The organism is Streptosporangium sandarakinum (assembly GCF_013409935.1).
Taxonomy (GTDB): domain Bacteria; phylum Actinomycetota; class Actinomycetes; order Streptosporangiales; family Streptosporangiaceae; genus Streptosporangium; species Streptosporangium nondiastaticum.
The window spans coordinates 474,150-495,046 of sequence record NZ_JACCCO010000002.1; the positions used below are offsets into that span (position 1 = coordinate 474,150).

Sequence of the window (20,897 nt, forward strand, 5' to 3'; positions counted from 1 at the left end):
AGACTGCCGCCGCGGGGCTCGACCTGCGTCCCCCCACGGCTCAAGCTCCAGCGAAAGGACCCATCGTGAACGACTGGCCGGCGGTCACCGCAGTCATTCCCACCCGTAACCGCCCGGACATGCTCCGGGAGACGATCGGCTCGATCCTCGGCCAGGACTACCCGGGCGACGTGACCTGTATCGCGGTGTTCGACCAGAGCGACCCGGACGAGTCGTTCGTGTCCGACACCCCGGGCCGCCGCGTGCTGGTCACCCCGAACAAGCGGCAGCCGGGGATCGCCGGAGCCCGCAACACCGGCAGTCTCATGGCCGACAGCGAGCTGGTCGCCTTCTGCGACGACACCGACCTGTGGCTGCCGCACAAGCTCCGCGCCCAGGTGGCCGCGCTCGGCGACGGGCACTTCGTGACGTGCGGGGTCGAGCTGTTCAACGACCGCGTCTCCTACCCCAGGTCGATCCCCCTGACGTCGGTGACCCTGCGCGACCTGCTGAACAAGCAGCTCCCCACGATGCACCCCTCGACCTACCTGATGCGGCGCGAGGCGCTGGTGAACGGCTTCGGGCTGGTCAGCGAGGAGCTGCCCGGCGGCTACGGCGAGGACTACGAGCTGCTGCTCCGCGCCGCCAAGATGGGGCCGATCGCCAACCTCACCGAGGTCGGGACGCGGCTGCGGATGCACAACTCCTCCTATTTCTCCATCGTCGACACCAGCGCGACCATCTCCGAGGCACTGCGCTGGATGCTGGACCGGTATCCGGAGTTCTCCGGGGCGGGCGGCTACGCGCAGCTCGCCGGGAAGATCGCCTTCGCCGAGGCGTCCCTGGGCCACTCGTCGCAGGCGCTGCGCTGGATCGGCCGCACCGTCCGCAAGCGTCCCTGGGAGCCGCGTGCCTACCTCGCGCTGGCCGTGACCGCCGGGGTGCCCGCCGACGCGATCGTGAGCCGGCTGCAGCGGATCGGCCGCGGCATCTGACGGACGCGGGCCCCGCGACGGCGGGCTCGCGTCCACGGTGGGACCGGAGCACCCCCCGGCGGAATCCGGCGGAATCCGTGGGTTCACGGATTCACAGGAAACCGTAAGAAACGGCCAGAACGGCGATCACCTGCGGCTAAGCACATTTCCTTATGCTCGCCATAACAACGGACGAGCATGATCTCATATAAAAATCAATTAAAACTCGAACGACCCGGAAAGCCGCGCTCTATGTTGATCATCACCGGTCCACCGGCCTCACCCACTCGGACGGATTCATGATCCAGCCTGGAAACAGAAAGCGCGCCGGAGCCGCGGCGAAGTCCCCGGCCTCACGGTGGCTGCTCGTCACCCTGGCCGTCGTCCTCGTGGTCGCGGCGGGCGTCTACGCGCTCGTCTCCAGGGGCGGCGGGAGCAACGAGACCGCCGCGCCCCCTCCTCCCCCGACGATCCCCGGGGAGAGCACCCCGCCCGCCTCGTGCGCCCCCACCGACAAGCTCGTGCCGCCCTGCGGGGCCTGGTGGGGCATGCACGTGCCGGTGTCCAGCGACGCCGAGCTCGTCTCGGGCGTGGAGGGCATCGAGAAGCAGATCGGCCGCAAGCTGGACGTCACTATCAGCTACCACGACATGTCCGACAGTGAGGCGGGGCGGTTCTTCCGGGAGGGCGAGGTCGCGCTGAGCTCCGACCGCATCACGTTCCTCGGCTGGGAGTCGTCGATCTGGAGCGACAACCTCGACATCCCCTGGCGGGAGATCGCGGCCGGATACTACGACCAGGCCATCACCGACCAGGCCGCCCGGGTCAAGGAGTACGGCAAGCCCGTCCTGGTCGGCTTCGACGGCGAGAAGGACCGCGACGAGACCGGCCAGGACCCGAAGGACTACATCGCGGCCTACAAGCGCATCGTCGACGGCTTCCGCCGGGAGGGCGCGACCAACGCCGTCTGGGTCTGGGGCGTCACCGGCTACTACCCGTTCCGCGACCGGTGGAAGGCGTACTACCCGGGCGACGAGTACGTCGACTGGATCAGCTACGACCCCTACAACTTCGCCTCCTGCCGCAACGCCTCCTGGCAGAACTTCGAGGAGACCGTGAGGCCGACCTACGACTGGTTCCAGGAGAACGGCTTCGCGGGCAAGCCGATGATGCTGGCCGAGTACGGCACCGAGAGCGACAAGGGCGACTCCTCGGCACGGGCCGACTGGTACCGCGACATCCCGAATGTGGCGAAGACCATGCCCAACCTCAAGGCGTTCATCCAGTGGAACAACGTCGACGGCGACTCCTGTGACTTCCGGCTGACCGGTTCCGGTGTCATGGAGGCGTTCGCCGAGGCCGGCCGGGACCCCTACTTCAAGCAGCCGGGCGCGGCCCAGGGCGACGCGGCGCAGGCCACGGGCTGAGCGGACGGCATACCCCGTCCTGGTCGCCCCCGGACGGCGGTATGCCGGGAATGGGGTGGATCCCGGCGGAACACGCCAGGCGGGAGTCCCGGCCGACACGCACGGAGAAGAATCCGCGCGGAGTAAAGTCGTGGTCTGGCATTGACATGGCGGGGACCGGGAAAGGGCGAGCGTGGAGGGCAGGAAGGCCGAAGAAGTGATCGAGGAACCGGCCACCCGAGTGTTCGCACGACCGCCGTCCACCCCGGCCGCGCCCTCCGGCCACCCCGCGGAGACCGGGACGTCCGGAACGCCGGAACGCTCCCCGGACGACGAGAAGACCCCGGACCACGTGGAGCCCCCGGGCGAGGGGGAACCCTCGGACGGCGGGACCGCGTCCGAGAAGCCCTCGGACCTCACGACCGCGTCCGGGGAACCTTCGGATCGCACGGCCGCGTCCGAGAAGCCTTCAGACCGCACGGCCGCGTCCGGGGAACCTTCGGACGCCGCCGACGACGGAGCCGCCTCGGACCGTACGGACGGCGGCGGAGCGACCTCGGATCGCACGGACGGCGAGAAGGACGAGCCTCCCCCCTGGCCCGTGTGGCGTGCCCTGCGGAACGAGGACTTCGCCGGGGGCGGGGACGAAACGGGGGACGAGGTCCCCGACGGTGACGGCCCCTCCGGCGACGGACCCGCCGGAGAGGGGCCCGCCGGAGAGGGGCCCGCGGACGGACCCTCCACTGACGACGAGGCCACCGACAGACCCTCCGGCGACGATGAGACCGCGGACGGGCCCTCCACTGATGACGAGGCCACCGACGGACCCTCCGGCGATGACGAGACCGCCCACGGGCCCTCTGACGGGGGCGAGTCCGCCGACGAGGACGAGATCGAGATCCTCCTCGAAGACGCGGACGAGGACGCGGAGGGTGGGAAAGCGGACGACGCCCCGCCCCGGACCTCGTCCGGCGACGCCTCACCCGAGGACGAGAGCGACGACAGCGACAACAGCGACGACAGCGACGCGCCCGGTGAGAAGGCCGGGGAGGACGAGGGGGACGAGGAACTCGTCGTCGTCGCTCTCCCCATAGAGGACGACGACGCCACCGTGAGCTGGCGCATCCCGGCCGACCTCCTGAGTGGACAGGCCCGCGGGTCCTCCGTACCGTCCGCCGGATCGTCCACCTCGCCGGCCGCCGGTTCGGTGCGGACGGCCACGAGGACGGCGGTGCGGACCGCGGACCCGTCCCTGTCAGTGGTCCTCACCGGCGACTCCATGGACTCCCGGGCCCGGCTGACCGCCACGGTCGCGGCGTTGCGCGCCCAGGACCCGGCGCCCGAGGAGATCATCCTGGTCGTCGACCAGTGCCCGGAGCTGGTCTCCTGGGCCGAGACCGAACTCGCCGGCGTCACGGTGCTGCCGGGACGCGAGGCGGGCGGCTCGGCCGCGGCGCGCAACCTCGGGCTGGCGAACGCGCACGGCGACGTGATCGCGTTCCTGGACGAGGGCTCCCTGCCCGAGCCGGGCTGGTCGGCGTCCCTGCTGGCCGCCTACGCCGACGACGACGTGGTCGCGGTGCGCGGCCGGGTGACGCCGCGCTGGAGCGCCGGCCGTCCCGACTGGTTCCCCACCGAGCTGTCCTGGGTCCTGGGGGTGCCGTGCACCGGCTCGCCCGACGAGACCGAGGAGATCGACGACCTGTACGGCGGCGCCCTGTCGTTCCGGCGCCGGACGCTGACCGAGGCGGGCGGCTTCCCCGAGACGCTGGACCGCCGGGCGGGCGACGCCGCCGCCGAGCCCGCCGGAGGGACCGCGACCGAGCTCCGCTCGCGCCTGCGGGAGCTCGCACCCGAGGCGAAGCTGGTCCACGAGCCCTCGGCCGCGGTGCGGCTGAACGTCCCGCCGCGCCGGGCCCGCCTCTCCTACTTCCTGGCCCGGTGCTTCGCCGAGGGCCGGTCGCAGGCGGGCGTGCCGCAGCGGGCCAGCGGGCGGGAGGGGGCGCTGGCCCACCTGGCGCCCGTCAGGGCCGGGCTGCCCAGGGCGATCTTCCGGGCCGTCACCTTCACCGGCCCGGTGGACGTCAAGGGCTGGAAGGCCCTGCTGGTGATGCTCCTCGGTCTGCTGACGGTCAACGCCGGTTACGTCGCCCGGCGGCTGCGCACCACGCGCACCGAGGGGACCGTCCGGCAGGTGAACACCCTGACCTGGTTCGTCTCCCGCACGTCGCTGCCGCTGGCCAGCATCCTGTGGGGGTTGTCGCTCCGCGGCGTCCATCTCGACGGGATGACCGACCTCGGGCTGATAACGGTCATGCCGGTCACGTTCTGGCTGGCGATCGCGGTCATGGTGATCGGGTTCGTCTGCCTGCTGGGCGACCGGGAGGCGCTGGAGTTATGGCACGCGGGCTACGTGCTCGTGCTGATCGCCGTACTCCACGCGACCCCCGCCCTGCTCTACCCCTCGCTGCGCTACTCCTGGGCGTGGAAGCACGTCTCGGTCATCGACTACCTGATCAGGCACGGCGCGACCGACCCGGACGTCACGCCGCTGTCGGCCTACCACCAGTGGCCCGGGTTCTTCTCCTTCTTCGCCCTCATGACGAGGGCCGCGGGACTGGAGAACGCCCTCGGCATCGCCGTGTGGGGGCCGGCCGTCTTCAACGTCGCGCTGCTCCTGCCACTGCTGCTGCTGTGGCGTACGGTGACCCGCAACCGGCAGCTCGTGTGGGGCGCGGTGTGGGTGTACTTCTCCTGCTCCTGGGTCGGGCAGGACTACTTCTCCCCGCAGGCCACCACCCTCGTCCTCTACCTGATCGTGCTCTCGGTCGTGGTCAGGCGCTTCCGGCGCGGGCCGATCCGAGCGGGTGATGATCCCGAGGCGCTGGGCGCCGAGCCGCCGCCCGTCTCCGGCACCCGGACCCGTCTGGTCTGGTCCTGCCTGCTGGTCGTCGTCGTCCTGGGGATCGCCTCCTCCCACCAGCTCACCCCGCTGGTGCTGACGGCCGCGCTCTTCTCCCTGGTCCTGCTGCGCCGCCACCGCAACGTGGGCATCCTGGTGGTCACCGGGCTCGTCGTGGCGGGGTGGGACCTGCTGGCCGCCCGGCAGCTCCTGGAGGAACGCTTCGGGGACATCGTGGAGTCGCTCGGCGACGCCGGCGGCAACCTCGACGACGGGCTCATCGCCCTCGGTGACGCCTCCCCGGGCCAGGTGATCGTCGCCTACGCCGACCGCGCGCTGTCCGCCGGCCTGTGGCTGCTGGCTTTCGCCGGAGCCTACAAACGCCGCCACCTGCTCAGGCGGGCGTGGCTGCCGCTGGTCGCGATCGGGCTGAGCCCGCTGCTGTTCCTCGCCGGCGGAAGCTACGGCGGTGAGATCGTCTTCCGGGTCTACCTGTTCACGCTGCCGCTGACCGCTTTCCTGGCCGCGGCCCTCTTCCTGCCGGCCCGCCGGGAGTGGGTCCGCCTGACGGTGCTGCCGCTCGTCTTCCTGCTGATGGTCACCGGCTTCTTCTTCGGCAACTACGGCAAGGAGCAGACGAACTACTTCACCTCCGCCGAGGCCGCGCTCGTCCAGGCGGTCTACGAGGTCGCGCCGAACGGCTCGCAGATCGTGGCGCCCACGTTCGTCCTCCCGGGGGCCTACGACTACTACGAGCGCTACGACCACACCTGGCTGGACGAACTGCCGCCGACGCGCACCGCCGTGAAGAACCTGCCCGACTACGTCCCCACCCTGCCGGAGATGATCAAGGATCCGATACCGTCCCTGACCAGCCTGATGTCGAGGCTTCCACCGGGAGGAAAGGCGTATCTGATCATCAACCGGGCGCAGAAGGCCGCCACCGAGACGGCGGGCATCTTCCCCAAGGGGACGGTGGACCGGATCGACAAGGGCGCCGCCGCGTCGGACCGTTTCAAGCTGCTCCTGCGCACCTCCGGGGGCGTCGTCTACGAGCTGGTCCCGGAGAAGAGCAAATGACCCCCTCGAACCGGCCGAGCTGGCCGATGCCCCTGCTCGCCCTCACCGGATGGCTGGCCCTGCTGGTGACGCACGTGGCCGACCCCGGCTTCCTCCGGGTCACGGTGACGATCGTCTTCATGCTCACCTGCCCGGGGGCCGCCGTGCTGGCCCTGGCGCGCCCGCTGTTCGGACGCCGTGACCACGCCGGGGACGCCACGGAGAGCACGGCGCTCGCCCTGGCCCTCAGCGTGGCCATCGGGATGATCGTGAGCGAGGCGTTCTTCATGAGCGGCACGTTCACGACGGACCGGGCGATGATCGCGCTGGCCTCCATCACCACGGTCGCCGCGCTGGGCGCGCTGCTGACCGGGCGGCTGGCGCGGCGTTCCCGCCGTGACGCCCGCCGCCGCGCCGTGGCGGCCTCCACCGACCCCTCCTGACGTACGGGGCGGCGCGGCACCGAGCGTGAACCCGAAGGCGGGTGTGTGGCGATACATCACCGACCACCCGTCCCACGGAAGGCCGGCCTTGATGCCATGGTGCCCGCGATGACCGCTCCGCCCACCGCCCGGAGCCTCGACTCCGACCTCGTCAGGGAGTCCCTGACGCGACCGGAGGCGTTCTCCGCGCTGTTCGACCGCTACGCGGCGATGCTCTACCGGTACGTCTCCCGCAGGCTCGGCCCGGAGATCGCCGAGGACCTCGTCGGCGAGACGTTCCTGGTCGCCTTCGCCCGCCGGAAGAATTACGACCTGGCCTGCGAGGACGCCCGCCCCTGGCTGTTCGGTATCGTCACCAGGCTGGTCTCCCGGCACCGCCGCGCCGAGGCCGCCCGCTACCGGTCGCTGCTGCGCACCACACCCGAGGACGTCGTGGAGTCGCCCGCCGACCGGGTGGCCGCCGGGGTCACCGCCCAGGCGTCCCGGCCGGCGCTCGCCCGCGCCCTGGCCGGGATCGCGGCCCGCGACCGCGACGTCCTGCTGCTGGTCGCCTGGAGCGACCTGTCGTACGAGGAGGTGGCCCGCGCCCTGGACATCCCGGTCGGCACCGTGCGGTCCCGCCTCAACCGGGCCCGGCGCAAGCTCCGCGCGGCGCTCGGCGACACCAACCCGCTGCACGAGGAGGCGTGACCATGGACGACCTGACGACGCTCCGCGACCTCGGCCGCGACCTGGAGCACGAGCCGCCGGCGACGCTGGCGCACCAGCGGCGGCGCCTCCTCGACGCCGCCTCCGGCCCGCGCCGGACGTTCCGGGCGGTCCGGCCGCTCCGGGTGACGCGCGGCTGGGCGGCGCTCGGCCTGGCCGCCGCGGTCACCGCGGCCGCCGCCGTCGCCGTCCCCGTGGTGTTCCGGACCTACGGCTTCCAGGCGGCCGTCGGGGACCCGTCCGTCACCGCTCCGCGGGGCGAGCGCCCGCCCGGGGCGGAGGAGACCCTCGACATCCTGTTCGTCGGCACCGACAGCGAGGCGCTCAACCCCCGCCACCGGGCGGGCACCGGCGCCCGCAGTGACACGATGCTGCTGATCCACCTGCCCGCCGGGCGGAAGAAGGCCACGGTCGTCTCCTTCCCCCGCGACTCGATCGTCCGGATCCCCTCCTGCGAGACCCCCGGCGGGAAGCCCGTACCGGCCCGGACCGACATGATCAACTCCGCCTACGGCAAGGGCGGATTGTCCTGCGCGTGGAAGACGGTGGAGTCTCTGACCGGGATCCGCGTCGACCACGCGATGGAGACCGACTTCTCCGGGTTCGCGAAGCTGGTGGACGCGCTGGGCGGGGTGGAGGTGACGCTGCCGCGGGCGGTGTACGACCGCAAGGCGAAGGTGAGGCTCCCCGCCGGCCGGCAGACGCTGAACGGCGCGGCCGCGCTGGGCTATGCGCGGGTCCGCTACGCCCTGGGTGACGGCTCGGACCTCATGCGCGTCGGACGCCAGCAGCAGCTGATGGGCGCCCTGGTGAAGAAGGCGGAGAAGCTGACCGGCGAGCCCGCGAAGCTGATGAGCTTCCTCGACGAGGCGCGCAGGTGGGTCAGGACCGACCCCGGGTTCGACGCGGAGACGATGCTCGCCGTCGCCGAGAGTCTACGGAAGGTCGGGCCCGGCGAGGTCGAGTTCGTGACCGTCCCCGTGCATCCCCACCCCGAGGACCGGAACCGGCTGCAGTGGGATGCCCGCGGCGCCGAGCGGCTGTTCGCCGGGCTTCGGAAGAAGTAACGCCGGGATGCTCCCCGGCGCGCCGGGGAGCACGTCCGGGGCGAGCACACGTCAGAGGCCCTCGTCCAGTGCCCGGTGCGCCCGGGCGACCAGCAGCGGCACCGCGGCGCCGATCTCGTCGAACCCCTCCCCGACCGTCTTGCCCTGGACGAAGCGGGCGTGGATGCCCTCCACGATGACGGCCAGCTTGTAGTTGCCGAACGCCAGGTAGAAGTCCAGGTCGCCCAGGTCGGCGCCGGACACCCGGGCGTAGTGCTCGGCGAACCCCCGGCTGTCCAGGAAGCCTGGGGTGAGGGTGATGTCACCGGCGACCGGCAGGGCCGAGCGCTCGTCGTCGCCCGGGTCGTGCCAGTAGGTCAGGGTCAGGCCGAGGTCCGCGATCGGGTCGCCCAGGGTGGACATCTCCCAGTCGACGACCGCCCGGATGTCCGGGGCCGCGCCGGGTGCGAGCCGTACCAGCGTGTTGTCCAGGCGGTAGTCGCCGTGCACGAGGGCGGCGCGGGAGGCGGCGGGCAGACGGTCGCGCAGGCGCGCGGCGAGCCGGTCGTACTCGGGCAGCTCACGGGTCTTCGAGCGCTCCCACTGCTGCCCCCAGCGTTCGAGCTGGCGGACCATGTAGCCGTCAGGGCGGCCGAAGTCGGCCAGGCCGACGGCCTCGTAGTCGACGGCGTGGATGGCCGCCAGGATCTCGGCGAGCCGTTCCGACAGCGCCCTGGCGTCCTCCGGCGACAGCCGGACGTCCTGCCGCCCCCGGACGGCCTGCCCCTCGACGTGTCCCATCAGGTAGAACGGCGCGCCGATGACGTCCTCGTCGACGCAGAGCGCGACCGGCTCGGGCACCGGCACCGCCGTCCCGGCCAGCGCCGAGATGACACGCCACTCCCGGCGCATGTCGTGCGCGGTGGGCAGGACGTGGCCGAGCGGGGGACGGCGCAGGACCAGGGCGCGGTCCCCGGTGTCGACCCGGGTGTCGATTCGGGTGTCGATTCGGGTGTCGATTCGGGTGTCGATTCGGGTGTCGATCCGATAGGTCAGGTTGGACTTCCCGCCCGAGATGAGGGAGACCCCGGTGGGCTCCCCCACGTCGGGGACGTTGCTCGCCATCCAGGCGACCAGGCGGGACCAGTTGATGCCGGGCGTGCTCATGACCAAACATTAGAACGTCATTCGGCTTTTATCCGCCAGACGGGTCACCGCCGGGCGCCCTTTCCGGCCGGCGCCTGTCTTCTCCCGTCTTCTCCCGTCCGCTCTCCCCGCGTCTCCCCTGTTCTCCCCGGCTCTTCCCGCGTCTCCCCTTTCCGGCCCTCCCCGTCCCGCCAGGCCGCGACCAGTTCGGCGATCACCGTGGTGCCCCGCCTGACCTCGGTCAGGGAGGCGGAGCCGTACCCGAGCACCAGCCCGTGACCGCGCGGCCGGTCGCTGCGGCGCGGGCTCTCGGTCCAGTCGACCAGCACGCCCCGCTCGGCGGCGCGGGCGACGACGAACGGGACGGCGGCGGGCGGGACCTCGATCATCACGTGCAGCCCCGCGGTGTCTCCGCTGACCAGCGGGCCCAGGACGTCGACGACGGCGGCGCGGCGGCGGGCGTACTCCAGCCGCATGCGCCGCAGGTGCCGGTCCAGGTCTCCCCTCTCCAGCAGTACGGCGACCGCCTGCTGGGCCGGGCCTCCGGTGCGGTCGGCCAGGTCGTGGCGGGTCCGGGCGACGGCGGCGAGCAGGTCGGGGGCGGCCACCAGCCAGCCGACCCCCACGTCCGGGGCCAGGGACTTCGACAGCGTGCCGAGCAGGACGACGCGGCCGGGGTCCAGGCAGTGCAGCGCGGGCAGCGGGGCGACGTCGTAGCGGAACTCGGCGTCGTAGTCGTCCTCCACGACGATCGCTCCGGTACGGCGGGCCCAGGCCAGCAGGCGCTCCCGCCGCGGGATCGGCAGGCGTCCGCCGAGCGGGTACTGGTGGGCGGGGGTGGTGTAGAGGACGCGCAGGTCGCCGGGGAGCTCCTCGACGACGACCCCGTCCCGGTCCACCGGGCAGGGCACGATCTCGGCGCCCCGGGCGGCGAAGACGTTGCCGGCGACGCGGTAGCCGGGGTCCTCGACGCCCGCCCGGTCGCCGGGGCGCAGCAGCGTGGCGGCGACGAGGTCGAGGCCGTTGCCGGTGCCCCTGGTGACCATGATGTTCTCCGGGCCCACGGCGACCGCCCGGGTCTTGCGCAGGTGCTCGGCCAGCGCCTCGCGCAGGCGGGGCAGGCCGTAGGGGTCGGGGTCGTCTCCCGGCGGCAGGTCGGCGGCGGCCCGCCAGGCCCGGCGCCAGGCGGCCCGGTCGTAGTCGTTGACCCACGGCCGGCCGGGCCGCAGGTCGATCACGGGCCCGGCGGGAGCGGCGCCGTTCCCGGCGGGGAAGTCGGGCGGAACGGCGCCGGACCGGGCGGCTCCGGCGGCCCCGGACGGCCAGGTGGAAACGGCCGGCCCTGCGGAGGCGGCCGGCCCTGCAGAGGCGGCCGGCCCTGCGGAGGCGGCCGGCCCTGCGGAGGCGAGCGGCGGGGAGGGGGTGTGGACGACCACGTCGGCCACGTAGGTGCCCGACCCGTGGCGGCCGTCCAGCCAGCCCTCGGCGTACAGCTGCTGGTACGCCTCGGTGACGACGGTGCGGCTGACCGCGAGCTGGCGGGCGAGGGCGCGGGTGGAGGGCAGGCGCTCGCCGGACTTGAGGGTGCCGTCGCGCATGGCGGCGCGGAGCCGGTTCCCGAGCTGGACGGTGAGCGGGACGGAGGCGTCGCGGTCCACCGAGACCGGCAGGTCGATGGAGGTGCGCGGCAAAGTGGTCTCCCGGAAGCACGGAAAAGTGGTCATGTTCCTTATGTCCACTTCTTTCTAGATTAGAGCCATGCTTTCCACGACTCCGCGCACCCGGCCCGGCCGCATGAAGGAACGCGCCAGGACCGGCCGCGAGGACCTGTACGCGGTGCTGGACGCCGGGCTGATCTGCCATCTGGGCGTGGTGAGGCCCGACGGGACGCCGACGGTGCTCCCCACCTGCTACGGCCGCATCGGCGACACCCTCTACCTGCACGGCTCGACCGGCTCGCCCTCGCTGCGGGGGGAGGGCGAGGTGTGCGTGACGGTGACCCACCTGGACGGGATCGTGCTGGCCCGCTCGGTGTTCAACCACTCGGTGAACTACCGCTCCGCCGTGGTCTACGGCCGTCCCCGCGTCGTGACGGACCCCGAGGAGCGGCTGGCGGGGTTGCGTGCGATCACCGAGCGGCTCGCGCCCGGCCAGTGGGACGCCGTCCGCCTGCCGACGCGGAAGGAGCTCGCCGCCACCGCCTTGGTGGCCCTCTCCCTGGCGGAGGCGTCGGTGAAGGTACGGCAGGGCCCGCCGGACGACGAGGAGGAGGACTACGCGCTGCCCGTCTGGGCCGGTGTGCTGCCGCTGCGCGCCTCCTGGGGCGAACCGGAGGCGGACCCCGCGCTGCCCGCGGGCGTGGACGTCCCCGGGCACATCGCCTCCCGCGCCGCGCCCGGCCGATAGGGCGTGTTTTTCCGGGCGTTCTGACGGTTTGTGGTTAATCCGCGGAAACCGATGTTCTGTCGCTAAGCTACGGTCCGTCTTTCATGGGTGGGGGCCCAGTCAACTGAGGAGACCGCATGTACGGCACGTCATCGGCCTGGCGAGTCCCCGGCTACACGGAGATCCGCGAGCTGGGCGCCGGCGCGGCCGGCCGCGTGATGATGGCCCGGCACGACGCCGACGACGTCCTGGTCGCGATCAAATACCTGTCCGACAAGCTCAGGGGCGACGTCGGCTTCGTCGCGCGCTTCCGGCACGAGGCCCGGGTGCTCTACACCCTCGACAGTCCCCACGCCGTCCGGCTCTACGACTACGTCGAGACCGGCGAGGGCGCCGCGATCGTCATGGAGCTGGTCAACGGCGTCCCGCTGCGGGCCGTGCTCCGCTCGGAGGGGCCGACCGGCCCGGAGGCCGCGCTGGTGGTGCTCAAGGGAGCGCTCACCGGCCTGGCCGCCGCGCACAAGGTCAACGTCGTGCACCGCGACTTCAAGCCGGAGAACGTCCTGATCGAGCCGGACGGCACGAGCCGGCTGGTCGACTTCGGCATCGCCGTCCGCTCCGGCGAGGGGGACGTCCCGGCGGGCACGCCGCCCTACATGGCGCCGGAGCAGTGGTCGGGGGGCCCGGCCTCCCCGGCCACCGACGTCTACGCCGCCACCGCGGTGTTCTTCGAGTGCCTGACGGGCACCCGGCCGTTCCGCGGGACGAACATCGCCGCGCTGGCCCGGCAGCACCAGAGCGCGGCCCCTCCGTCGGAGGAGGTGCCCTCGGCCCTGCGGGGCCTGGTGGAGCGGGGCCTGGCCAAGCACGCGGCGGACCGCCCGCCGACCGCCATCGCCTTCCTCACCGAGCTGGAGGCGGTGGCCGCCGACGCCTACGGCCCCGACTGGGAGGAGCGGGGCCGCCGCCGCCTGGCGGCGCTGGCCGGGATCATGGCGTCGCTCTTCCCCTTCCCGCGCAAGTCGGCGACCTCGGAGGCGCACACCTCGCTCGCCGAGACCGACCTGGGTGACCCGGTGCCGGGCGAGGCCGACCTGGACGGGCCGGAGGACCTGGACCTGGACGACCACGGCTGGCGGGCGGTGCTGTCCAGGCGGACCTCCAAGATCCTGGTCGGCGTCGGGTGCGTCGCGCTGGTCGGCGTCATCGGGATGGTGCTGGTCAACTCCTCCGGCTCCAGCGAGATCCAGGCCCGCAGCTCGGCCGCCACCGCGAGCGCGACCCCCTCGGATCCGGTGGAGTCGATCACTCCCGAGGAGACCGACGAGCCGCAGGAGGAGACGACGGAGGAGCCCCCGGCGAAGGCCACCCCCAGCGCGTCGGCGACCGACGAGACCCCGGCGGCGACCTCCGCCGCCAGCCCGCCACCGGTGTCGCCCGCGCGCAGGCCCACCGCCCGGCCCGCCAGGACCACCGCGGCCCCGTCGGCCACCCCGACGCGGACCCGCCGCCCGCACCGGCCAACCCCCACCCGGACGGCCTCACCGGCCACCACCGAGGAGGAGACCTCCGACGTCGGCCGCTCGGGTGAGCAGCCGGCGCGGACCTCCACGCCGCAGACCTCAGCCCCGCAGGCGACGCAGCCGCCGAGGACGCAGCCGCCGAAGACGCCGAAGCCCGACCCCACTCCCAGCGAGGGTGGCGGCACATCCGATCCCTCCCCGTCGGACTCCCATAGCGGAGGCAACGGCTTCTCGCCCACCCCGCCCGCCACGACCGCGTCCGCCGCGTTCCTCGCCCTCGGGGCGCTGACCGGCGGCGCCCTCCCGTTCGCGGCCGGACGGCGCCGCGGGCGTCCGAACGGCCGGACCCGGCGGTGAACCCGGGCCCGGAGGACCCGGCCGGGTTCCGGCCGGGCCACCGGACACGGGCCGGCGAGCTGGGCACCTGGTGGTCCGCGGTGACGGCCGACGGGCGTCCGGGCGGCGCCCTGCGCTTCTCCCCCGAGTCGGTCGCCGACCCGGGGGCGCGGCGACGGCTGGCCGGGGCCGTGACCGCGGACCTGGGGCTCGCCCGGGGCGGCCGAAGCGGGCTGCTCCCGATCGCCGACCTGGTCGCGGCCGGGGACGACGTGTGGCTGCTCACCGCCGAACCCGCCGCCCCCACGCTGGCCGACCTGCTGTCCGAGCCGCCCGCCGCCCACGGTCCCGGTCCGGGCGGCGCCGCCGCGATCCTGGTGGAGACCGCGCAGACGCTCCTGACCCTGCACGCGGCGAGCCTGGCCCACGGCGCGCTGCACCCGGGCACGGTGGTGATCGCCGCCGACGGGTCGGCGCTGCTCGCCGAGCGCGGACTGGCCGGGGCGCTGCGCGACCGCCCCGCCGCTCCGGAGCACGACGTCGCGGCGTGGGCCTCGCTCGCCACGGAGCTGGCCGCCCGCTGGGCGGCGCCGTACCCGGAGGCGGCCGGGCTCCTGGAGCGGGCCGCGGCGACCGCCTCCGCCCGGGGTCTCGCCCAGGCCCGCGACGTCCTGCTGGCCGGGCGCGACCTGCTGCCGGACGGCTTCGCCGGACGCGACCGGCTGGCGGAGGCCGCGCGTCGGCGGCAGGCGGAGGCCACGCTTCCCCCGGGGCCCGTCCCCGGGGCTCCCCTGCCGGACGAGGGAGGGATCGCCACGCTGCTGCCGGCCGCCGCGGGCGGCGGGCGCGCGGGCGGCGACGAGAGCACGGTCCTGGGGTTCGGGTCCGGGGCGCCGGCGGAGACCGAAGCCGCGCGGATCTGGCGGGGCGGCCGCGACAGGTCGTCCGGCGCGGCCTCCCGCGGGCGGCGGGCCTCCCGCGGGAGGGTCCGGCGCGGCCGTACGGCTCTCGCCTCGGTGATCATCGCGTTGATGGTGGTCGCGGGGGTGCTGGTCTGGTTGTTCCGCGAGCCGGCGGACCCGGGGACGCCGCTGGCGGTGACCGGGGTGCGGGTGACCGCGCCGAAGAAGCCGCAGGGCTGCGGCACGACCGTCAGGATCACCGGCGTGCTCTCCACCAACGGCTCCGCCGGGAGGATCCGCTACCAGTGGCGGCGCAGCGACCGCAGGACGCCGACCGAGCAGACCGAAGAGGTCGAGGCCGGGAGGACCTCGCACGAGGTGACCCTGCTGTGGACGGTCCGCGGCGACGGGGACTTCCGGGGGATCGCCACCCTGCGGGTCCTCTCTCCCCTGCCCAAGGGCGGGAAGCTCCAGGGCAGGGCCACTTTCGTCTACCGGTGCAAGTCATGATCCGGATATGCCGATAATGCAGGATAAATAGGTTCTTACTACTCTGGCGGCCATGACCACGCAGACCCCCGCCGGCTGGTACCCGGATCCCTACGGCTCACCGCGGCTGCGGTGGTGGGACGGGAACCAGTGGACCGACGCCACCCACCCGGTGGAGACCCCCGCCGGACCGGCGTCCCCGCCCCAGACCGGACCGCCCCCTGGGCAGACCGGACCGTTCCCCGGCCAGGCGGGCCCCGCCGGGCCGCACGACCAGCCGGGGGCGTCCCCGTTGCAGCCGCCGGGACAGGCCGGTCCGCCGGGAGGCCCTCCGGCTCCGGAGGCCCAGCACGGCCGGCCAGGTCCGGAAGGCGGGCCCGACCAGCACGGCCAGTACGGACAGCCCGACCAGTACGGGCAGCCGCCGTGGGGCGGCCCGCCGAACGTCACGGCGCAGCTGCCCGCGGGCGCGTACGGCCCGCCGCGCCGGAGCATCCCCTGGCCCTGGATCCTCGGCGTCGGCGCGGTGGTCCTGGTCGCGGTGATCGTCGCCGCCGTGTTCCTCATCCCCAGGGGCGGCGAGCTCGCGGACGACCGCCCCTCGCCGCTTCCGACGACCGCGGAGCCGACCTCCCCGTCGACGCCCGCGCCGTCGGACCCGGCGACGCCGGAGTCGCCGCCCCCGGACGGCCCCGAGCTGCCCCAGCCGGAGGACGGGCGCATCACCGACTCCACCTCCGGCCTGTCGTACGACTTCCCCGGCGAGCCCTGGAAGGTGCCGCCCGGCACCCGTACGGACGGCACGAGCTTCCTGGGCGGCAGCAGGGTCGAGGCGATCTCCCAGAAGAACTTCGACGGCGAGGGCCACGACTGGGTCGGCAACCTCTTCACCGGCGAGCTGCCGGACAGGTTCGGCTACGACGGCGTCCCCGGCATGCGGGCGACCCTCGCGTCGCTGCTGCTGGGCGTCGAACCGGTCTTCTACAGCCCCCCGCACACCAAGAAGATCGTCGAGAACAAGGCGATCAAGGTGAGCGGCAGGGACGCCTGGCTCCTCGTCTTCGACATGGACTTCTCCCAGGAGGCCAAGGCCAACGGCTGGAAGTTCAAGAAGGAACGCGGCGCCATGGTGCTCGTGGACCGCGGCGCGGGCAGGCGCCCGGCCCTGATGTACATGTCCGTGCCCGACAATCTCGGTCTCGCGGTGATCGACCGGGTGGTCGGCTCCCTCAAGCTCTCCTGAAGGTGGGACTACGCTGAAGGCTATGAGTGACCTGCTGGTCTGGATCGACTGTGAGATGACCGGGCTCGATCTCGGCCGAGACGCCCTTGTCGAGGTGGCCTGCGTGGTCACGGACAGCGAGCTGAACCAGCTCGACGAGGGCATGGACGTGGTGATCAAGCCTCCGCCGGAGGCGGTGGAGCAGATGTCGGACGTCGTCCGGGAGATGCACACCGCGTCCGGCCTCCTGGAGTCCCTGGCGGGCGGGGTGACCCTGGCCGAGGCCGAGGCCCTGGTCCTGTCCTACATCAAGGGCCACGTCCCGGAGGCGAAGCGGGCGCCGCTGTGCGGCAACTCCATCGCCACCGACCGCTCCTTCATCGCGCGCGACATGCCGGAGGTGGACGCGTTCCTGCACTACCGGATGGTCGACGTGTCCTCGATCAAGGAGCTGTCCCGGCGGTGGTACCCGCGGGTGTACTTCTCCGCGCCGGAGAAGCAGGGCGGGCACCGGGCGCTGGCCGACATCACCGAGAGCATCCGCGAGCTGCGCTACTACCGCGCGGCGGTCTTCGTGGCCCAGCCCGGCCCCGACTCCGCCACCGCCCGCGAGCTGGCCGAGGGCGTCTCGGCGGAGCCGGTCTGACGGTGCTCGCGAAACCCGGTACGAAACGACTCCCGGGAACCGCTACACTTTTCCATGTGCTGCTGCGGCAGACGCGGTGGGTGTAGCTCAGTTGGCAGAGCGCCAGGTTGTGGTCCTGGATGTCGAGGGTTCAAGTCCCTTCACTCACCCCACGGAGAACGGCCGGTCCTACGGGACCGGCCGTTCCGCTTTCCACCCGCGACTGGATCACCAAATCCAGATATAACCGGTTATGCTCACTTCTATCGCCTCGCCGTAAGATCGGGGGGTTCGGCGACCTGACCGTGTAGCCGCCACGGAGGCCGGATGAGACCCGACGACGCCCCCCACGCCGCCGACCCGCGAACCGCGGCGGGCCTGAGCAGACGCGAGGCCGAGGTCATGGAGCTGATAGCCACGGGCCGCTCCAACGGGCAGATCGCCCAGCACCTCTTCCTCAGCGAGAAGACCGTGAAGAACCACGTGAACCGGATCTACGCCAAGCTCGGCGCCGACTGCCGGATGACCGCGATCGGCCTGTGGCGGCAGCGATCCGGCAAGGGCGACGTCCCGGCCAGGGCCGCGGACAGGACGTCCAGGGCGGCCGGTTAGGCGCGCGAGGGCGCGTCCCGCAGGGCGGTCAGGGCGCGGGAGATCGCCTCCGTGCCCTCCTCCAGCTCCTCGCGGGTGATCGACAGGGCCGGGCGCAGCCGTACCGACCGCTCGCCGCAGGGCAGCACGAGCACGCCCTCGTCCTGCCGGAGCAGGGTGACCAGCCGGTCGCGCGCGGCCGGGTCCGGCAGGTCGAAGGCGCACATGAGGCCGCGCCCCCGGGCGCTGCCGACCAGCTCGGGGAAGCCCGCCTGGATCTTCTGCAGTGTGGCGAGGAGTTCGGCGCCGAGCTCGCCGGCCCGGGCGATGAGCCCGTCGCGTTCGATGATCTCCAGGATCCGGCGGGAGCGGACCATGTCCACCAGCCCGCCGCCCCAGGTGGAGTTGATGCGCCCGCTCACCCGGAAGACGTTGTCGGGCACCAGGTCCACCCGGCGGCCCGCCATGATCCCGCCGACCTGGACCTTCTTGGCGAAGGCCACGATGTCGGGGCGCAGGCCGAGCTGCTGGTGGGCCCAGGGGGTGCCGGTGGTCCCGGCGCCGGTCTGCACCTCGTCCACGATGAACAGGGCGTCGTGCTCGTGGCAGAGCCGTTCCATCGCCTGGAGGAACTCGGCCCGCATGTGGTTGTCGCCGCCCTCGCCCTGGATGGGCTCGGCGATGAAGCAGGCGATGTCGTGCGGGTGACGTTCGAAGGCCGCCCGGGCCTGGGCGAGAGCCCGCTCCTCGGCGGCCTCGACGTCGCCGAGGTGGATGGCGGGCACGTCGATCCGCGGCCAGTCGAACTGCGGGAAGCGGTCGGTCTTGACCGGGTCGGTGTTGGTCAGCGAGAGGGTGTAGCCGCTGCGGCCGTGGAAGGCCCGGGTGAGGTGGAGGACCCGGGCTCCGAGCCCCGGGGAGCGGCCCTGGGCCTCGTTGCGACGGCTCTTCCAGTCGAAGGCGCACTTCAGCGCGTTCTCGACGGCCAGCGCGCCGCCCTCCACGAAGAACAGGTGCGGAAGTTCGGGGTCGCCCAGCACCCGGACGAAGGTCTCGGTGAAGTCGGCGAGGTGGACGGTGTAGAGGTCGGGGTTGGCCGGCTTGTTCGCGGCGATCCTGCCGAGCCGGTCCAGGAACGCGGGGTCGTCGTCGAACGGGTTCACGCCCAGCGGCGCGGAGGCGAAGAAGGTGTAGAAGTCCAGGTAGCTGCGGCCGGTGCGGGCGTCGACCAGCCGGGAGCCCCGGCTGCGTTCCAGGTCCAGCACCAGACGGTAGCCGTCGACGAGCAGATGACGAGAGAGCCGGCCGTGCACGTCCATATCGCCTCCACGGTGTTTGGGAAGATGATTCCCCGTTGAGCGGTCATCCCTATGGAGACGTTACGCAGAAGAGGCGGTTTTTATAAATATTCTTCGGCGTCTGCCCTTGGTGACCTTTTCGGCCGTCCCGGGGTCGCCTCCCCGCCGGGAAGGCGACCCCGGGCCCGCGGTCCCCGTCAGGCGACGGTGGGCGCGGCCCCCGCGGGGCCGGCCCTGCGGGAGTGGAGCGCCCGCACCCGGAAGGCGAGCGCCACCAGGGCGACGCCGTAGACGATCGCCATCGTGCCGATGAGCCAGACGACCGCCAGCGCGCCGGTGGCCGGCCAGACGAACAGCAGGACGCCGAACAGGACCGCCAGCACCCCGCTGAGGATGAACGCCCACTCCCCCGTCGTGGCCTTTCGCAGGCGGATCCCCGCCATGATCTCCGCGACGCCGACGACGACGGCCCAGGCCGCGATCAGGAACAGCAGGGCGAGCGCGGTGATCCCCGGCCAGACCAGGGCCGCGACGCCGGCCAGGACGCTCAGCACACCGTAGGCGATCATCCAGGTCCGGGAGCCGCGCTCCCTCGACCCGAGGAGCGCGAACACGCCGTTGACGATGGCGTAGACACCGAAGACGACGACCAGCGCGAAGACCGTGATGCCCGGCCAGAGGATCGCCAGCAGGCCGAACAGGATCGCGCATGCTCCACGAACGAGATAGACCCACCATGTACGGGTCAGCTCTTCCATGACCCACCTCCCCCTTTGGCCGATTTATGCCCAGAACCCCCCCGGGGGCGGCCCAGGATTCGGTCAAAACGGTCTTATTCTCCGGAGATCGGCCGGTTCGTCGCCCCGGCCCGCGCTCCCCGCCCTACGGGCGGGGCCGCACGACCGCGACCGGGCAGTGCGCGTGGTGCAGCACGCCGTGGCTGACCGAGCCCAGTACGGCCGAGCCGAACCCGCCCAGCCCCCGCGCCCCGACGACGACCAGGTCGGCGTCCCGCGACTCCTCCGTCAGGAGCGGCACCGGGTGGGTCAGGACCGCCGACTCCGCCACCTCGACATCGGCGTACTTCTCCCGCCAGGGTTCCAGGCGCTGCCGGGCCGTACGGACCTCCTCCTGGAACGAGTCCTCCAGCAGGGACGCGTAGTCGAAGGTGTGAGAGGGGATCACCGGGGCCCGCCAGCCGTGGACCACGCGCAGCCGGGCCCCGCGCAGCCGGGCCTGGGCGAACGCGTGACCGAGGGCGGCCTCGGAGTGCTCGGAGCCGTCGAAGCCCACGACGACCGTCCCGCGGACGGTCCTGGCGGGGGCGCGGACCACGACGACCGGGCCGGGGGCGTGCCCGGCCAGGCCCAGTCCCACCGACCCGAGCAGCAGCTCGGCGAAACCGCCCGCGCCCCTGTTGCCGATCACGACCTCGTCCGCCCGCTCGGCCTCGTCCCGCAGCCGCTCGACCACCGCGCCGGTCACCACGGCGCCGGTGACCTCGACCTCCGGCGCGCACTCACGGGCCCGCCCCACCGCCGCGTCCAGCACGTCCTGGCAGTACCGGGTCCGCACGTCCTCGCTCAGGCCGGTCCCGGCCAGCGGGAACGCCGCGGCCCACGGCTCACTCACGTGCACGACCCTCAGTGCCGCGCCGGCGCGCGCGGCGTCCAGCGCCGCCCACTCCACCGCGGCCGTCGCGGACGCGGAGCCGTCGACTCCGACGACGATCAGTCCGGTCATCGTTCTCTCCTTCTCGGTCTTTCCTCACGTCCTGCGATCATTGCCCGTCACCCCACGCGCATTCACCCGGACATGCCGGTGCCCGTCCCGGGGGCGGGGACGGGCACCGGACGGGGGTGG

17 protein-coding genes and 1 tRNA gene are annotated in these 20,897 nt (G+C 72.9%); 13 read left to right on the forward strand and 5 right to left on the reverse strand.

Features of this window, described 5'->3' with window-relative positions; translation table 11 throughout:
* The first annotated feature begins 65 nt into the window (after window positions 1–65).
* The 6 genes from HDA43_RS20800 (at window position 66) to HDA43_RS20825 (ending at window position 8,538) form a co-directional block, all read left to right on the forward strand.
* The gene (locus tag HDA43_RS20800) at window positions 66–974 is read left to right on the forward strand and encodes a glycosyltransferase family 2 protein (protein ID WP_179824248.1); all 909 of its coding nucleotides are present in this window, start codon (window positions 66–68) and stop codon (window positions 972–974) included.
* A gap of 278 nt (window positions 975–1,252) precedes the next feature.
* Window positions 1,253–2,380 carry a glycoside hydrolase family 26 protein gene (locus tag HDA43_RS20805; RefSeq protein ID WP_179824250.1) on the forward strand — a complete coding sequence of 376 codons (1,128 nt, stop codon included), beginning with the start codon at window positions 1,253–1,255 and terminating at the stop codon, window positions 2,378–2,380.
* A gap of 172 nt (window positions 2,381–2,552) precedes the next feature.
* On the forward strand, window positions 2,553–6,341 hold the full coding sequence (locus HDA43_RS20810) for a glycosyltransferase (protein WP_179824252.1): 3,789 nt from the start codon (window positions 2,553–2,555) through the stop codon (window positions 6,339–6,341).
* Window positions 6,338–6,763 (forward strand): hypothetical protein, encoded by a 426-nt coding sequence (locus tag HDA43_RS20815; RefSeq protein WP_179824254.1) that lies wholly within the window; start codon window positions 6,338–6,340, stop codon window positions 6,761–6,763. Before HDA43_RS20810 ends, HDA43_RS20815 begins: the two co-directional genes overlap by 4 nt.
* Before the next feature lie 108 nt (window positions 6,764–6,871).
* Entirely contained in the window at window positions 6,872–7,453 is a 582-nt protein-coding gene (locus tag HDA43_RS20820; RefSeq protein ID WP_179824256.1) for an RNA polymerase sigma factor, read from the forward strand.
* Between the two features lie 2 nt (window positions 7,454–7,455).
* The gene (locus HDA43_RS20825) at window positions 7,456–8,538 is read left to right on the forward strand and encodes an LCP family protein (RefSeq protein WP_179824258.1); all 1,083 of its coding nucleotides are present in this window, start codon (window positions 7,456–7,458) and stop codon (window positions 8,536–8,538) included.
* A 51-nt stretch (window positions 8,539–8,589) separates the two neighbouring features.
* On the opposite strand, the gene HDA43_RS20830 is transcribed toward HDA43_RS20825, so the two are convergent.
* Both HDA43_RS20830 and pdxR read right to left on the reverse strand, forming a co-directional pair.
* Window positions 8,590–9,684 carry a phosphotransferase family protein gene (locus HDA43_RS20830; RefSeq protein ID WP_179824260.1) on the reverse strand — a complete coding sequence of 365 codons (1,095 nt, stop codon included), beginning with the start codon at window positions 9,682–9,684 and terminating at the stop codon, window positions 8,590–8,592.
* A 44-nt stretch (window positions 9,685–9,728) separates the two neighbouring features.
* Window positions 9,729–11,387, reverse strand: coding sequence for a MocR-like pyridoxine biosynthesis transcription factor PdxR (gene pdxR / locus HDA43_RS20835; RefSeq protein ID WP_179824263.1), 1,659 nt, complete (start codon window positions 11,385–11,387; stop codon window positions 9,729–9,731).
* Between the two features lie 34 nt (window positions 11,388–11,421).
* Here pdxR and HDA43_RS20840 point away from each other — a divergent pair, with 34 nt between their 5' ends.
* The 7 genes from HDA43_RS20840 (at window position 11,422) to HDA43_RS20870 (ending at window position 17,757) form a co-directional block, all read left to right on the forward strand.
* Window positions 11,422–12,069, forward strand: a complete 648-nt coding sequence (locus tag HDA43_RS20840) for a pyridoxamine 5'-phosphate oxidase family protein (RefSeq protein ID WP_179824265.1) — start codon at window positions 11,422–11,424, stop codon at window positions 12,067–12,069.
* A gap of 116 nt (window positions 12,070–12,185) precedes the next feature.
* Window positions 12,186–13,928 carry a serine/threonine-protein kinase gene (locus tag HDA43_RS36030; RefSeq protein ID WP_179824267.1) on the forward strand — a complete coding sequence of 581 codons (1,743 nt, stop codon included), beginning with the start codon at window positions 12,186–12,188 and terminating at the stop codon, window positions 13,926–13,928.
* Complete coding sequence (locus tag HDA43_RS20850; protein WP_179824269.1) at window positions 13,925–15,319, forward strand: protein kinase family protein; 1,395 nt, start codon at window positions 13,925–13,927, stop codon at window positions 15,317–15,319. Before HDA43_RS36030 ends, HDA43_RS20850 begins: the two co-directional genes overlap by 4 nt.
* Window positions 15,320–15,371: 52 nt before the next feature.
* Window positions 15,372–16,541, forward strand: coding sequence for a DUF2510 domain-containing protein (locus HDA43_RS34445; RefSeq protein WP_218912336.1), 1,170 nt, complete (start codon window positions 15,372–15,374; stop codon window positions 16,539–16,541).
* 22 nt (window positions 16,542–16,563) lie between these two features.
* Window positions 16,564–17,166 (forward strand): oligoribonuclease, encoded by a 603-nt coding sequence (gene orn / locus HDA43_RS20860; RefSeq protein ID WP_179824271.1) that lies wholly within the window; start codon window positions 16,564–16,566, stop codon window positions 17,164–17,166.
* A 76-nt stretch (window positions 17,167–17,242) separates the two neighbouring features.
* Window positions 17,243–17,318, forward strand: a tRNA-His gene (locus HDA43_RS20865).
* Between the two features lie 154 nt (window positions 17,319–17,472).
* On the forward strand, window positions 17,473–17,757 hold the full coding sequence (locus tag HDA43_RS20870) for a helix-turn-helix domain-containing protein (RefSeq protein ID WP_179824273.1): 285 nt from the start codon (window positions 17,473–17,475) through the stop codon (window positions 17,755–17,757).
* Here the strand turns inward: HDA43_RS20870 and lat are convergent.
* The 3 genes from lat to HDA43_RS20885 all read right to left on the reverse strand — a co-directional run bounded on the left by lat (window position 17,754) and on the right by HDA43_RS20885 (window position 20,777).
* The gene (lat, locus tag HDA43_RS20875; RefSeq protein ID WP_179824275.1) at window positions 17,754–19,055 is read right to left on the reverse strand and encodes an L-lysine 6-transaminase; all 1,302 of its coding nucleotides are present in this window, start codon (window positions 19,053–19,055) and stop codon (window positions 17,754–17,756) included. The genes HDA43_RS20870 and lat overlap by 4 nt on opposite strands.
* Window positions 19,056–19,231: 176 nt before the next feature.
* Entirely contained in the window at window positions 19,232–19,792 is a 561-nt protein-coding gene (locus HDA43_RS20880; RefSeq protein WP_179824277.1) for an HdeD family acid-resistance protein, read from the reverse strand.
* 124 nt (window positions 19,793–19,916) lie between these two features.
* Window positions 19,917–20,777, reverse strand: a complete 861-nt coding sequence (locus HDA43_RS20885; RefSeq protein ID WP_179824279.1) for a universal stress protein — start codon at window positions 20,775–20,777, stop codon at window positions 19,917–19,919.
* Between the last annotated feature and the right edge of the window lie 120 nt (window positions 20,778–20,897).